Genomic DNA, 14422 nt, shown 5'->3' with positions numbered 1-14422 from the left:
GATGGCGTTCGCGCTATGGGCGGCTTAGCGGTAGGTGCGGGCGATGGCGACGGCGGAGGGCAGGTCGGTGATGATGCCGTCGACGCCGTCGGCGAGGTCCTTCTTCACCTTGGCGTCCGAATCGACGGTCCACGGCCACACTTCCTTGCCGGCGTCATGGATGCGCTTGACCATCTTCTTCGACACGAGGTGCTGCGGCAGCCCGATCGAGTCGATGTAGTCGGCGTTGATGTACTTGTTGAGCGTCGAAAGGCGCCCGACGAGCAGCTGCGTGAACATGTTCGGCAGCACGGCGTGCACCTTCTTCAGGTCGCGCGCGTAGAACGAGTGGACCTCGACGTGCGAGGCGATTTCGGGCCGGTCGGCGATGAGCTTGTAGAACGCCTCGGCGTTTGCGTTCTTGTCCTTGAACTCCACGAGGTAGATCATCTTCGTGCCGTAACGGTCGAACACTTCGCTTAGCCGGTGCATCTTCTCGCCGTTCTTCATGTGGATGGCGTCGAGCTGCTTGGCCGTCAGCGACGAGATCTTGGCATTGACGCCGGTGATGCGCTTGATGTTCGCGTCATGGCTGACGAACAGCACGCCGTCCTTGCTGGCATGCACGTCCAGCTCGACCTGCGGGCAGCCGTCGGCCATCGCTTCGTCGAACGACGCGAACGAATTTTCCAGCGCGCCCTTGGTGAAGCCGCGGTGTGCGAACACCTTGCCGCGGGCCGCCGTGTCGAGCGGCGCGTTCACGGCCAGGATGAACTGGTAGAGCTTGTTGCCGGGGCGGTCCGCGGCGCTGAACGAGGGACGGTGCACGCCCGGATTGCTGCTGGCATACGATATGACGATGGCGCCGGGGTGCGCGTTGGCGAACCGGCTTGCGGTGCCGGTGATGCTGGCGACGTCCGCAACGCCGGCAGCCGCGTTGGGGGAACCGGCAGCCGCGCCGGTAATGCTGGTAACAACCGTGCTGGTCGTAACGCCGCTGCCGTCCGCAACGCCGCTGATTGCGGCGTCGACGAGCGGTACCGTTACGCCCAGTCCGAGCGCCACGCCGATGGCGGCTATGGCCAGCCTCGATAAGTTCATCATGTGCATCCTCACGCCTCTCATCGCTTGCCGGGCGAGTCTTCCCCAGAGGTCGAGCCCTCTCCTGTCAGTCCCCATTACCCCTTGGGCAACTGAAGGGAGTCTGGAAACAAGCGGAAAATCAGCGCCCCGCGAAGAGGAAATGTGAACGACGCCACATTGCGCTGGAGTGTTCCCAGTTGGCTGGTTTAAGATTGGCGTACATTTGCCGCGAAGGGGCGCAAATGCCCGGCATCCGGACTAAGCGAGGTGGTCGCCGTGGCTTTCATCGAGTTCAACGACGTCGTGAAGGAATACCCTTCCGGCTCGACGACGATCCGGGCGCTGGACGGCGCGACGTTCACCGCCGACCAAGGCAAGCTCACCGTCATCCTCGGGCAGTCCGGCGCCGGCAAGACGACGGCGCTGAACATTCTCGGCGGCATGGATACCGCGACCAGCGGCAGCGTCATCGTCGGCGGCACCGACATCACCCGTTTCCGTCATCGGGAACAGATTGCGTACCGGCGCAACGATATCGGCTTCGTGTTCCAGTTCTATAATCTTGTGCCCAACCTGACGGCGCTGGAAAACGTCGAGCTTGCCGTGCAGATCTGCGCCAAGCCGTTCGACCCGGCGCAGACGCTCGGCCGCGTCGGGCTGGAAGGGCGGCTCAACAACTTTCCGGCGCAGCTGTCCGGCGGCGAGCAGCAGCGCGTGTCGATAGCCCGCGCCGTCGCGAAGAACCCGAAGCTGCTGCTGTGCGACGAACCGACCGGCGCGCTCGATTACGAAACCGGCCGCGAAGTGCTCGCGCTGCTGCAGAATCTGTGTCTGGACGAAGGGATGACGGTCGTCATCATCACCCATAATTCCGCGCTCGCGCCGATGGCGCACAAAGTCGTGCGCTTCCGTTCCGGCAAGGTGACGCAGCAGACGGTGAACGACCATCCGACGCCGATCGGCGACATCGAATGGTAGCCGCACCGTAGCCGGCAACGCAGCCGGGAGGCGGCCGCCGGCGCCCCGGAACGGTTCCGGCGGCGCAGGAGGAGACGCAGGAGGAAAGGAGAACGGACATGGCACGGCATAAGAGGCGCCGTCCGGCCGCGTTCGGCGCCGCGTTCGCGCTCGACGCGGTGCGTTCCTGGCGCCAATGGCTCAAGCCGTTCGTGTCGATCGCCGTCATTACGCTGCTCGGCGTCGCCGTGCTGACCGGAATCTATGCCGGCTGCCGCGACGCGTTCCTCGCCGCCGACCGCTACTACGACCAGCAGGGGCTGCACGACGTCGAGATCGTCTCGACGCTGGGATTGACCGACGACGATATTGCGGCGCTGGAAAAGGTTCCCGGCGTCGAAACGGTGCAGGCGACGCGCAGCGAGCAGGTGACGTTCAGCGTCGACGGTTCCGGCAAAAGCGCGACCTTGGAGGAGATTGGCTCCGCGGGCCTCGACCAGCCGTACATCGACGAGGGGACGATGCCGGCGAAGGCCGGCGAGATCGGCGTGACGAAAGCGTTTGTCAACGATACCGGCCTGGGGGTCGGCGACTCGTTCACCGTCGAGCCGGCGGCGTCCAGCGTCGCCACGTTCCCCGTGAAACTTACGATTACCGCCATCGTCACGCCGCCGGACGACCTGACGAACGCCGACGGCTACCTGTCGAAAAGCTCCTTCCGCGCGTCGGTGACCGACGACTTCACGCTGTACGCGGCGCCGGAAGGGGTCTCCGGCGACGTCTATACGACGATTGAGATTGCGGTGGCGGGCGCCGCGGCCGAGGACACGTTCAGCGACGATTACGACGCGCTCGTGCGGCAGGTGACGACCCGCATCCAGGACGACGTGCAGTCCGAGCGCCAGGAGGCGGCCAGCGCGGTGAGTGGCGTTCCGGGCATGCAGGCGCAGTGGTACGTGCAGAACCGCAATGCGCTCAGCGGCTACAATTCGCTCAAATCGGACGTGTCGTCGATTGAGTCGATCGGCAACGCGTTCCCGGTGCTGTTCCTCATCGTCGCCGTCATGATGAGCCTGACGACGATGGCGCGGCTCGTGGAGGAGGACCGCGGCAACGTCGGCACGCTGCTCGCGCTCGGCTACGCGGGGCCGGTCATCGCGCTGCGGTACCTGCTGTTCGCGCTCGTCGCCTGCCTGGTCGGGGGCGGCCTGGGGCTGCTCGCCGGGTTCCTCGGCATCCCGGCGTTCCTGTTGCTGGTTGTCAAGGGACTGTATGTGCTGCCGGATGCGCGGCTGGAATACGACTGGGCGTACGGAACGCTCGGCGTGCTGCTGTTCGTCGTCGGCGTTGGGGTGGCGGCAGCCGTCGCCGCCGCCGGCGAAGTGCGGCAGATGCCGGCGTCGCTGATGCGCCCGAAGGCGCCGAAAGCCGGCGCGCGGATCCTGCTGGAGCGGATCCGGCCGCTGTGGCGGCGCATGAGCTTCCTGAACAAGGTGACGGCGCGGAATATTTTCCGGTTCAAGTCGCGGCTGATCATGACGGTCGGCGGCGTCGCGGGGTGCACGGCGCTGATCGTGTGCGGGCTGGCGATCAACGATTCGGTCAACGCGCTCGGCGTCGGGCAGTACGAGGGCGTCTACCAGTATTCGATGATGGTGGTCTCGAACGATGCCGATGCGGATGCTACACGTGAAACAGTGCTGTCGGACGGCAAGACGACGGCAGTGCTGGGCGCGCGGGTCGAAAGCGGAGAGCTGACGAATGAATCTTCCTCCCATACCGAAACGGTGCAGCTCATCGTCGTTCCCGACAGCGAACTCGGCTCGCTCAACGACATGGTCGATCTGCAGGGCGTCGATACCCGCTCGTTCGCCGACAAAGTGAAGGCGGCGTGGGCGAAGCTGACCGGCGGCGACGATCCGCTCGCCGGAGCCGGCGCGTACGCGGGGGAGGAAGTGACGCTCGGCACCAGCGGCATCATCGTCGCGCAGTCCGCGGCGCGTTCGCTCGGCATCCACGCCGGCGACTCGGTGCGGCTGCGCAACGCAACCGGCACCCCGCACAGCGTCGACGTCACGGCGGTGACGCGCAATCTCATTGGCTCGGACGTCTTCATTTCCCAAAGCGAGTACGAGCGGCTCTTTGCCAAAGATTCCTCCGCTGTAGCGTCCGCTTCCGGCGCGACGACCGGTTCCGAACCGGTCTGGAACGCGATGCTCGCGAAGCTTTCCGGTTCCTCCGACGAACAGATCGCCTACGTCGATCAGCTCAGGGAAGATGCCGGCGTCGTGTCGGCGGTCAGCTGCGCCGACAACGCCGAGCATTTCAAGTTCGACCTGATGGCGGCCGTCGTCGCGCTGATCGTCGGGCTCGCCGGCGGCCTGGCGCTCGTGGTCCTGTTCACGCTCGCCAACACGAACGTTTCGGAACGCACGCGCGAAATGGCGACGCTGAAGGTACTCGGGTTCTATGACCGCGAAGTGCACCACTACGTCAACCGGGAGATGATGGAGCTGACCGTGCTCGGCATCGTCATCGGGCTGCCGCTGGGGCGCTGGATCGCCGGGCTGCTCACGTCGGCGCTGAACATGCCGGCCATGTACTTCGAAGTGACGGTGCGCTGGTACTCCTACGCCATCGCTGCCGCAGCCACCCTCGCCTTCGCCCTGCTCGTGCAGCTCTTCGTCAACCCCGTCCTAGACCGCATCGACCCCGTCACCTCCCTCAAGAGCGTCGAGTGAGCCGAGTTTGCGCGAATACGAATGGAGGGCCCGTAGGCCCTCCGTGAGTATTCGCTTTGCCTTGCGAGCGCGTTCGTAACAGTTCGCATTCCCGCGAGCGTGCTCTCGAGCATTCGCAGTCCCCGCGAGCATTCGTGACCGCTCGCAGGAAAAATCTTGAATCTTACTGTTCCTCGAAGAACTCGTTGACGCTCTTCGCCTTGACTTCGGCTTCTTCGGTGCGTTCCGCCTTCGTCGTCTTGGCGTGGACCTCGTCGGCGTCGCGCTTGTCCTGCTTGCGTTCGGCCTCCTCGAAATGCTCGTGGATCTCTTCACGCTTCTCGGCGGCCTTGTCGACGATGCCTTCGTCCTTCGCGAGAATCTCCTCGCGCGCTTCGTCGAGCGTCATCCCTTCATCGTTGCTGCACATGATGTCCCCTTTCGTCCGGCACGTTGGCGCCGGTTTCCGATTTCGCTGCGGTCTGCGGGGCCTCGGACGCGCCGGCCTTGCCTTCTACCGGCAGGTCGGGGATGTCTTCGGGTTCGAAAATCGCCAGCTTGCCGCCGTTGATTTTCGCCGCTTCGCTAGGGGAAATCTTACGCGGGGAAGTTGCGCTATCGCCCAAAGCAATACTGGCCAGCTCGATCGGCTCGAGGGACGCGCCAAGCTTGGGCGCCGGGGCGTTCGGGGACGCCTGCGCCTTCATCTGCCGGTTGAACGCGGCGGTGGCGGCGTTCTCTTCCTGGATTTCCAGCGCACTGCGGCCGCTCTTTTCATGCAGCAGGCAGTAGGTGCCGAAAACGGCGAGCCACACGAGCGCGATGATCGCCGGCCAGCGGGTGTCGGCGCCGACGAACAGCGTGCAGAAAATGAACGCGAAGAACGCAATGCCGACGATATCCCAGACTTTATACCCCCGCATCAGGAAGCCGTCCGGCATGAAGTCCGGCGACTTGCGGTAGCGGTAGTGGGCGAGGATCGTCAGGATATAGATGAAGATGAAGACCGCCGAAGCGCACGTCGAGAACAGCGAGAACGTCGAGCCGGTGTTCGGAATCAGCGAGACGAGCGGGCAGATCAGGATCAGGCAGGCGGCGGTGATGATGCCACGGGCGGGGATATGGTTCTTTTTCGAGACTTCGCCGAGCTTCGAGAACGTCGGGTTTTCCGATTCGCAGCCCAGCTGGTAGATGTGCCGGCCGGCGGAATACAGCAGCGAATTGAGCGCGGACGACGAAGCGGTCAGGACGACGAAGAACACGAGCGCGGCCGCCCAGTTGAGGCCGGCGTAGCGGAAGACCATGATGAACGGCGACGTGTACGAACCGTCCTCGTTCTGCTGGAAGTTCTTCCACGGCACGATGCACATGATCGCCAGCAGCGCGCCGACGTAGAAGACGAGCACGCGCACGATCAGGTTGTTGATCGCCTTCGGGAGCACCTTGCGTGGGTTCTTCGTTTCGGAGACGGTGACGCCGACGAATTCGATCATCGTGTAGGCGAAGAAGACCATCTGGAAGCTCATCAGGATCTTCGCCCAGCCGTGCGGGGCGAGCGAGAAGCCGTCAAAGAGATTGGATAGCGATACGGTGGCGCCGGGCGAGATGCCGCTCTGGCCGGGGATCTGCGTCGCGTCGTAATGGAAGCCGATGACGAGCATGACGACGGCGGTGACGATCATCGCGACGATCAGCGTGATCTTGATCATCGAGAACCAGAATTCCGCCTCGCCGAACGCCTTGACCGCGCACAGGTTGAGTACGACGAGCGCGGCGAGGAAGCCCAGCTCGATCAGCCATTTCCACTGGCTGCAATCCATGCCGAACGTGCCGAAGAACGTGACGAAATAGTCGCCGACGGCGGTCAGCTCGGTCATGCCGACGAAGATCAGCGCAATCGAGTAGGTCCAGATGGCGAACTTGCCCCAGCCGCGGCCGAGATAGCGGCCGATGAAGTTGATGAACGTATGCTGGTCGGGGTCGCGGTACATCAGCTCGCCGATGGCGCGCATGAGGATGAACACCATCAGGCCGACGAGGATGTATACGAGCACGATGGAAGGGCCGGCGTAGCTGATCGATTCGCCGGATCCGAGGAACAGGCCCGTGCCGATTGTGCCGCCGATGGCGATGAACTGCACATGGCGATTGGTCAGGCCGCGTTCCATCGAGTTGGTGCCGTTGGGATTTCCTTCGGACGCAAGCGCCGACCGGCCTGAACGAGCGTCGGTACTGCTGCCCGGGGTTGCTTCCTTGAGAACAGTCATAGTAATAGAGACTGTAATATTTGCCCCCTTGGACACGGCTGGGAGCCACGCGGGCTTCGGCGAGGGGCGCAATGGTAATCAGTTCAACATCACCGAAGGTATATAATGCCCGACACTCCATCCCCCCGTTGTCGGTTGCCTCCGTTGCGCGCTCTTGCTTTGCGTGGGTGTGGTTTGGCTGGGAAGTAGGGAGATGATTTAGGGGGTAAAAGGTTTGGGGGGTAAAGGAGATGGTACAGTGGGGGATTGTGAGTATGGATTACGAGGATGAAGCGTTCATGCAGCTGGTGGCCGTCATGGGAGCCAGCCATTCCAAGGCCGAGGCCCATATGCATCGGGGAATGCAGGGCGAGGCCTTCGTCATGCGCACGCTGGTATGCGATGGCCCGCAGACGCCGTCAAGCCTTGCCGCGGCGATGAAGGTGACGCCGGGGCGCGTGTCGTCGCTGATCGCCGTGCTCGAACGCAAGGGCTGGGTCAGCCGCCTGTCCGATCCCTCCGACCGGCGCAGCGTCAGGATTGCGATCACGCCGGAAGGGTTCGCCGGCTTCTGCCGCCATAGCCGCGAAATGCGGCGCACGATCTGCTGGATTTTCTCGCAGATGGGGGAGCGCCGCAGCCGCCAGTTCGTCGATTTGCTCACCGAATTCGTCACCTACCTGTCGCTGGTGCAGCCCGGAACCGAGAGCTTCCCCAGCAGGGAGGAGATTGACCGCGCGTTCGAGGAGCGCGAGGAAAAGCTAGCGGAACTGGAGCGCGGCGAATGGGAGGCGATGCGCAGGGTGTTCGGCATCGTGCCGGATGCCGGCGAGAAAGCCGCCGCTTGCGATGGTGACGGTGGTGCGACTGCCGCAAGCGCATCTGCCGATGATGCCGTGGTGCTCGATGCGGCTGCGACTGGCGAGTAGCGGCCGCCGTGCGTCGGTGTGATGAGCCGGCGTTTGCGACACGCCCAAACGACGCGTCGGTTTCCTAAAAATCTTTTATAGTGTAAATTACTTTCCCAACAGCAACGCATTACGCGGCCGACGAAGGCAACTGCCGGCCGCTTCCGGCAGCCACCAGAGAGGGCTGCCGTATGCCAGTGAAATCCGCGACAAGGAAGAGACGAACCATGCTACGCATCATGAAGTACCTCTCCAAAATGGAGATCGTGCAGATGCTCATCGCGCTGGTCATGATCGTCGGCCAGGTCTACTTCGACCTGCAGTTGCCGACGTATATGGCGAATATCACCACCTTGGTGGAGACGCCGGGCAGCGCCATGAAGGATATCTGGATCGACGGCGGCAAGATGCTGCTCGTATCCCTCGGCTCGATGGCCTGCTCCATCGTTACCGGCTACCTGGCGGCCCGCATTTCGGCGAGCTTTGGGCAGCGGCTGCGCTCGATGGAATTCCGCAAGGTGGAGAGCTTCGGCCCCGCCGAAATGAACCACTTCTCCACCGCTTCCCTCATCACCCGCTCCACCAACGACGTCACGCAGGTGCAGATGTTCATCACGATGGGCCTGCAGATGCTCGTCAAGTCGCCGATCATGGCGGTGTGGGCCATTTGCAAGATCGCCGGCGACGGCTTCGAATGGACGCTCGCCACGGCAATCGCCGTCGTCATCGTGCTCGCCACGATCGGCATTCTGATGATTTTCGTGCTGCCGAAGTTCAAGGCGATGCAGCAGCTCACCGACAACATCAACCTGGTGGCCCGCGAGAACCTGACCGGCATCCGCGTCGTGCGCGCCTACAACGCCGAGCAGTACCAGGAGAAGAAGTTCGCCAAGGCCAACGACGAGCTCACCGATACGCAGCTGTACACGCAGCGCGGCATGTCGTTCATGATGCCGATCCTCAACACCGTCATGAACGGCCTGGCGCTCGCCGTCTACTGGATCGGCGCCTACCTGATCGAGGCGGCCGGCCTGATGGACAAGCTCACGCTGTTCTCCAACATGGTGGTGTTCTCCAGCTACGCGATGCAGGTCGTCATGGCGTTCCTGCTGCTGAGCATGGTGTTCGTGCTCTGGCCGCGCGCCGACGTGTCCGCGCAGCGCATCATGGAAGTGCTCGACACCGAACCGCACGTCACCGACGGCCCGCGTACGCAGGGCCTGAGCGTCAAGGATGCCGAGCGCAAGGGCATCATCACCGCCGCCGACGCCGAACGCAACGGCGAAGACGAGCTGCTGTGCGGCGAAATCGAATTCCGCAACGTGTCGTTCGCCTATCCGGATGCGCGCGAGCCGATTCTCGAGAACATCTCGTTCAAGGCAAACCGCGGCGACACGATCGCGTTCATCGGCGCAACCGGTTCCGGAAAGTCGTCGCTGATCAATCTCGTCCCGCGTTTCTATGACACGACCCAAGGCGAGGTGCTCGTCGACGGCGTGGACGTGCGCGAATACAACGTGCAGAGCCTGCGCGACAAGATCGGCTACGTGCCGCAGCAGTCGTTCCTGTTCCAGGGAACGGTCGCCTCGAACGTAAGCTACGGCAACAAGCCGGGCGAGCCGCAGACGGTGCCGGTCTTCGACACCTCCACCTCCGAAGGGCGTCAGGCCGAGCACGACATGATCGAGAAGAACATCGAGGACGAAATCACCCCGCAGGACTTCGCGCGCATCGAAAGCTCGTGCGACGTCGCGCAGGCCACCGAATTCGTCAAGAAGATGGACGGCACGTACGAAGCGCCGATTGCGCAGGGCGGCACCAACGTTTCCGGCGGCCAGAAGCAGCGCCTGTCGATTGCGCGCGCCATCTACCGCAACCCGGAAATCCTGATTTTCGATGATTCCTTCTCCGCGCTCGATTTCAAGACCGACCGTCTCGTGCGCGACGAACTCAACAAGGAATGCAAGGACGCGACGAAGCTCATCGTCGCCCAGCGCGTCGGCACCATCATGGACGCCGACCAGATCATCGTGCTCGACAACGGCAAGGCCGTCGGCCAGGGAACGCACCGCGAACTGCTGGAAACGTGCCCGACGTACCGCGCCATCGCAACCTCGCAGCTGAGCGAGGAAGAGCTGACGGCGTAGGAACAAGAGAGGAACAAGAAATCATGCCAGGACCAATGGGACACGGGCCACGGGGCCGCGGGCCTGTCGAAAAGCCCGAAAACTTCGGCGCGACGATGATGAAGCTGATGCGCTTCGCCAAGAAGTTCGTGCCTGTCATCGTCATCGCGCTCATTCTGGGCATTGCGGCCACCGTATGCCAGATTATTGGGCCGAACCTGCTCAAGGACATGACGAACGCCATCGCCGAAGGCTTGCCGGCCATCGTGAAAGGCAAGCCAGTGCTGCGCTCGATCGACATGGACGAGATCACGCGCATCGCGTGGACGCTCGTCGCCCTGTACGTCGCGTACGCGCTGTTCAACTGGATCCAGAGCTGGATGATGGCCAACGTCACGCAGCGGGTCGCCCAGATGCTGCGCACCGCCATTTCCGACAAGATCAACCGCCTGCCGCTCAAGTACTTCGACAAGCACAGCACCGGCGACGTGATGAGCCGCATCACCAACGACGTCGACGCCATCGGTCAGACGCTCGGCCAGTCGCTCGGCTCGCTGATTACGTCGATCACGCTGTTCGTCGGCGCCCTCGTGATGATGTTTGCGAACAACGTCATCATGACACTGTGCGCGGTTGGCGTGACAATCATCGGCCTCATCCTGATGATGGTCATCATGAAACGCAGCCAGCGCTACTTCGCGCAGCAGCAGATCGCGCTGGGCGACGTCAACGGCCATGTCGAGGAAATGTATTCCGGCCACACCGTCGTCAAGGCGTTCAACGGCGAATACAACTCCATCCGCCAGTTCGAGAAGTACAACGACTCGCTCTACGAATCCGGCTGGAAGAGCCAGTTCCTCTCCGGCCTGATGATGCCTATGATGAACTTCATCGGCAACCTCGGCTACGTCATCGTCTGCGTCGTCGGCGCGGCGCTCGCGATGGACGGCCGCATCGAGTTCGGCGTCATCATCGCGTTCATGATGTACATCCGCTACTTCACGCAGCCGCTGAGCCAGATCGCCCAGTCGTTCCAGAACCTGCAGCGTTGCGCCGCCGGCTCCGAGCGCGTGTTCAAGTTCCTTGCCGAACCGGAACTCGCCGACGAATCCGACAAGAAGCCGGTGCTGGGCGAACGCCACGAAATCCGCGGCGACGTCGACTTCAGCCATGTGCGCTTCGGCTACGAACCGGGCAAGACGATCATCCACGACTTCTCGGCGTCGGTGAAGGCCGGCCAGAAGGTCGCCATCGTCGGCCCGACCGGCGCCGGCAAGACGACGATGGTCAACCTGCTGATGCGCTTCTACGAAATCGACGGCGGCACAATCTCCATCGACGGCGTCAACACGAAGTCGGTGCCGCGCTGGGACGTGCACAACCAGTTCTCGATGGTGCTGCAGGACACCTGGGTGTTCCGCGGAACCGTCAAGGAAAACATCCGCTACTCGAAGAAGGGCGTCACCGACGAGCAGATCGTCGAAGCCTGCAAGGCCGTCGGCTTGGATAAGTACATCCGCTCGCTGCCGGACGGCTATGACACCGTGCTCGACGACCAGACCTCGCTCTCGCAGGGCCAGCGCCAGCTACTCACCATCGCCCGCGCGATGGTGCAGGACGCGCCGATCCTCATCCTCGACGAGGCGACGAGCTCGGTCGATACCCGCACCGAGGAGCTGATCCAGACGGCAATGGACAACCTGACGGTCGGACGCACATCCTTCGTCATCGCCCACCGCCTGTCGACCATCCGCGACGCCGACATGATCCTCGTCATGAAGGACGGCGACATCGTCGAGCGCGGCACGCACGAGGAACTGCTGGAACGTGGCGGCGCCTACGCCGACATCTACAACAGCCAGTTCACCCTCGCTGAATAACCAACACGTGGCCGCCGCCTCTCTGCCAGCCCCTTACCTGGCGGCGGCCGCTTTTCCCTTCACGTTTCTCCGTGGCTGCCTTGCAGGTCCCTTGAGGCGCACCGCTTCGCAGATGCGGATGCGGCTGCCTGGCCTTTGCGCTATTGCCGCAGCGCAGAAGCGGGAAACATGGAGGCAAATAACCAAATAACGCAGACTTACCCCTGAACTCTCTCACCAACAGGCTGGCGGCGGCGAACCGTTTTCTCTCTGGTCTCACCGGTTCGCACCAACGCCGCCAGCCTGTTTCTTTTTAACCTAGATTAAGCAATGAAGCGGGGCGATCCGCATGGAGTGGGACGCCCGAGGCCGCGTCACGCGAAGCAGGGCGCCCGAGGCTGCTTCGACATCTCGCCACTGCCCTCTTCACCACCGCCCCAATCGCCTTCCTTCGGCTACTTCACCCTTCAGGAGGCCTCGGATGGCGCGCTCTCATCATTCATGCGTCCAGAGTTTTCCGGCCCTGGCGCCACTGGACAGCGAAGCACACAGCGCCCGATTCAAAACCCTTGAAATCAAGCCATTCCGACGCACTAAACATTTCCAGCACATCATCGATTCTGTCCAGTAGGGACCTACCCGGCAAAAGTCTGGACAGCCCGTCGTCGCCAAGGGGCGCCTCAAGCAGGCCCTCGTTGAGTTGCAAGAAGCACGGAAAGCCAACGGGCTGCGCCAAGGACGGGCCATGGAAGCAAGGAGGCGCCCATCGCCGCGACGACCGATGACGGCCTTATGGGAAATGCATTGCGACCACATGCTTAAGACAGCAAGCGGCCGCAATGCATTTCCCAGTCAAGCAACCAAACAGCTTAGGCGTTGCCCTCAGTTTTCGGCATCAACGCCGTCGGCCTGTTTCCTTATTTTCTTTTATAGCGAAATTATGATTCTGTTTTGAATTTAAAGGTGATATCAAAATACGACACTAATTTAGAGAAAAGGGCTTTGTTATTTTAATCTAAGACTTTATATTTCCAAACGCCGAGAAAGAGGATTGGATATGGCAGGTTCTGTAAGCGTTCCGGAAGGATTCCGGTTTCTAGGGAAAAACGTCGGCATTAAGGACGGTGTGAAGGATTTCGCGGTGGCTGTTGCCGACGAACCGTGCGCCGCCGCCGCGATGTTCACGACGAATTCGTGCTGCGGAGAATGCATTCCGCTGGGCCGCGACGCGGTCAGCGACGGTCGACTTCAGGCGGTCATGGTGACGAGCGGAATCGCGAACGTCGCCACCGGCGAAGAGGGGCGCAATACCGAGCTGGAGATGATGGAAAAGCTCGCCCGGAAACTGCAGATTGCGCCATCCGACGTCCTTCCTTCCTCGACGGGTGTTATCGGTCCGCAATTGCCGAAGGAAAAGATCCTGCGGGGAATGGAAGATCTCTCGGATCTGTCCGCCGATGACTACCTCTCCTTCGCTGAAGCGATTATGACGACGGACAAGGGGCCCAAGGTGGCCTGCGAGCGCGTAGGCGAAGCATCGATTCTGGGTATTGCAAAAGGCGCGGGGATGATCGAGCCGAATATGGCCACGATGCTTGTGTACCTGTTTACCGATGCCGACGTTCCGGCGGAAGAGCTCCGCAACATGCTGGCGTCTAGCGTTGCGGTGTCGTTCAATAGCCTGAGCGTGGATACCGATACGTCCACCAGCGATACCGTCGTCGTGATGGCGAGCGGCCGCAAGAAGGTCGACCTGGATGCCTTCGCCGCGGCTCTGAAGAATGTGTGCGTGAATCTGGCCTGCCAGATTGCCGCGGGCGCTGAAGGCGCGGAGCATTTGCTGAAGGTGACGGTGACTCACTGCCGGACCGAGGACGAGGCGAAACGGATCGGCAAGTCGATTATCAATTCCCCGCTGGTGAAGACGGCGGTGTATGGCGCCGATCCCAACTGGGGCCGGATTGTGATGGCGGTAGGAAAGACCCCCGATGTGGATGTCAGCCTGAAGAATCTGCAGATCCAATGGTGCGGCGAGTGCGTCTTCTCCGACGGGCAGGCGCATGAAGACGTCCTGGATGACATCAGCGCGCGGATCAAGAAGTCCGACACCGTTGAGATTGAAGTTTCCGTCGGTGAAGGAGAATCCGCGCATACCGTATATGGCTGCGACCTGACACCGAAATACGTGGAAATCAACGGCGACTACACGTCCTGAGACCGATAGCCGACATTGGAAATGAGTTGCGGCTGCATGCTGTCTTAAGCAGGCGGCCGCAATCCATTTCCTGAAGCCTGTCCAGACTTTTGCCGGGTGGGCGCCTACCGGACAGAATCAATGGCTTGCCGGAAATGTTTAGTGCGCCAGAATGGCTTGATTCCAAGGGTTTTGAATCGGACGACGTATGTTGCGCTGTCCAGTGACGCCAAGGCCGGAAAACTCTGGACGCATGGGCACGAGAATTCGCCGACTGACGACGGCCTTGACTGCCCCTGAGAAGGATTGGGGAGATGTGAATTTTCAGTACGTTGAAAATCCATGACTTC

Annotated in this window: 8 protein-coding genes and 2 pseudogenes; 7 read left to right on the top strand and 3 right to left on the bottom strand. The window is 62.1% G+C overall.

The genetic code is table 11. The features are described 5' to 3' along the window. Window positions 1-24: 24 nt before the first annotated feature. Window positions 25-1083, bottom strand: a complete 1059-nt coding sequence (locus AC1AXT_RS07250) for a glycerophosphodiester phosphodiesterase (RefSeq protein ID WP_476540942.1) — start codon at window positions 1081-1083, stop codon at window positions 25-27. Window positions 1084-1338: 255 nt separating this feature from the next. Between AC1AXT_RS07250 and AC1AXT_RS07245 the strand changes: the two genes are divergently transcribed. Beyond that, window positions 1339-2040 carry an ABC transporter ATP-binding protein gene (locus AC1AXT_RS07245; protein WP_476540941.1) on the top strand — a complete coding sequence of 234 codons (702 nt, stop codon included), beginning with the start codon at window positions 1339-1341 and terminating at the stop codon, window positions 2038-2040. A 98-nt stretch (window positions 2041-2138) separates the two neighbouring features. Beyond that, window positions 2139-4760 (top strand): ABC transporter permease, encoded by a 2622-nt coding sequence (locus AC1AXT_RS07240; RefSeq protein ID WP_476540940.1) that lies wholly within the window; start codon window positions 2139-2141, stop codon window positions 4758-4760. A 163-nt stretch (window positions 4761-4923) separates the two neighbouring features. Here AC1AXT_RS07240 and AC1AXT_RS07235 read toward each other — a convergent pair whose 3' ends face one another. Both AC1AXT_RS07235 and AC1AXT_RS07230 read right to left on the bottom strand, forming a co-directional pair. Further along, window positions 4924-5169, bottom strand: coding sequence for a hypothetical protein (locus tag AC1AXT_RS07235; protein WP_476540938.1), 246 nt, complete (start codon window positions 5167-5169; stop codon window positions 4924-4926). Continuing rightward, window positions 5153-7006, bottom strand: coding sequence for an amino acid permease (locus tag AC1AXT_RS07230; protein WP_476540936.1), 1854 nt, complete (start codon window positions 7004-7006; stop codon window positions 5153-5155). The genes AC1AXT_RS07235 and AC1AXT_RS07230 overlap by 17 nt, the downstream gene beginning before the upstream one ends. Window positions 7007-7260: 254 nt before the next feature. Between AC1AXT_RS07230 and AC1AXT_RS07225 the strand changes: the two genes are divergently transcribed. From AC1AXT_RS07225 to argJ, 5 genes and pseudogenes are all read left to right on the top strand, one after another. Further along, on the top strand, window positions 7261-7914 hold the full coding sequence (locus AC1AXT_RS07225) for a MarR family winged helix-turn-helix transcriptional regulator (protein ID WP_476541189.1): 654 nt from the start codon (window positions 7261-7263) through the stop codon (window positions 7912-7914). 206 nt (window positions 7915-8120) lie between these two features. Next, window positions 8121-9093 (top strand): annotated as a pseudogene (locus AC1AXT_RS07220) (ABC transporter permease); the annotation flags it as partial. A gap of 101 nt (window positions 9094-9194) precedes the next feature. Then, window positions 9195-10040 (top strand): annotated as a pseudogene (locus AC1AXT_RS07215) (ABC transporter ATP-binding protein); the annotation flags it as partial. 23 nt (window positions 10041-10063) lie between these two features. Next, window positions 10064-11899 carry an ABC transporter ATP-binding protein gene (locus tag AC1AXT_RS07210; protein WP_476540934.1) on the top strand — a complete coding sequence of 612 codons (1836 nt, stop codon included), beginning with the start codon at window positions 10064-10066 and terminating at the stop codon, window positions 11897-11899. A gap of 1036 nt (window positions 11900-12935) precedes the next feature. Continuing rightward, window positions 12936-14093 carry a bifunctional glutamate N-acetyltransferase/amino-acid acetyltransferase ArgJ gene (argJ, locus tag AC1AXT_RS07205; protein ID WP_476540932.1) on the top strand — a complete coding sequence of 386 codons (1158 nt, stop codon included), beginning with the start codon at window positions 12936-12938 and terminating at the stop codon, window positions 14091-14093. Window positions 14094-14422: the final 329 nt, after the last annotated feature.

This window comes from Bifidobacterium sp. LH_450, from assembly GCF_056356715.1.
The sequence above is the reverse complement of the archived record's forward strand: the minus strand, read 5'-3'. Positions and strand labels throughout refer to the sequence as shown.

What these genes read in the sequence shown, in the direction of transcription:
- AC1AXT_RS07250 (WP_476540942.1), bottom strand. Translation starts at nt 1,083, where the DNA reads ATGATGAACTTATCGAGGCTGGCCATAGCCGCCATCGGCGTGGCGCTC.
- AC1AXT_RS07240 (WP_476540940.1), top strand. Translation starts at nt 2,139, where the DNA reads ATGGCACGGCATAAGAGGCGCCGTCCGGCCGCGTTCGGCGCCGCGTTC.
- AC1AXT_RS07235 (WP_476540938.1), bottom strand. Translation starts at nt 5,169, where the DNA reads ATGTGCAGCAACGATGAAGGGATGACGCTCGACGAAGCGCGCGAGGAG.
- AC1AXT_RS07230 (WP_476540936.1), bottom strand. Translation starts at nt 7,006, where the DNA reads ATGACTGTTCTCAAGGAAGCAACCCCGGGCAGCAGTACCGACGCTCGT.
- AC1AXT_RS07225 (WP_476541189.1), top strand. Translation starts at nt 7,261, where the DNA reads ATGGATTACGAGGATGAAGCGTTCATGCAGCTGGTGGCCGTCATGGGA.
- AC1AXT_RS07210 (WP_476540934.1), top strand. Translation starts at nt 10,064, where the DNA reads ATGCCAGGACCAATGGGACACGGGCCACGGGGCCGCGGGCCTGTCGAA.
- argJ (WP_476540932.1), top strand. Translation starts at nt 12,936, where the DNA reads ATGGCAGGTTCTGTAAGCGTTCCGGAAGGATTCCGGTTTCTAGGGAAA.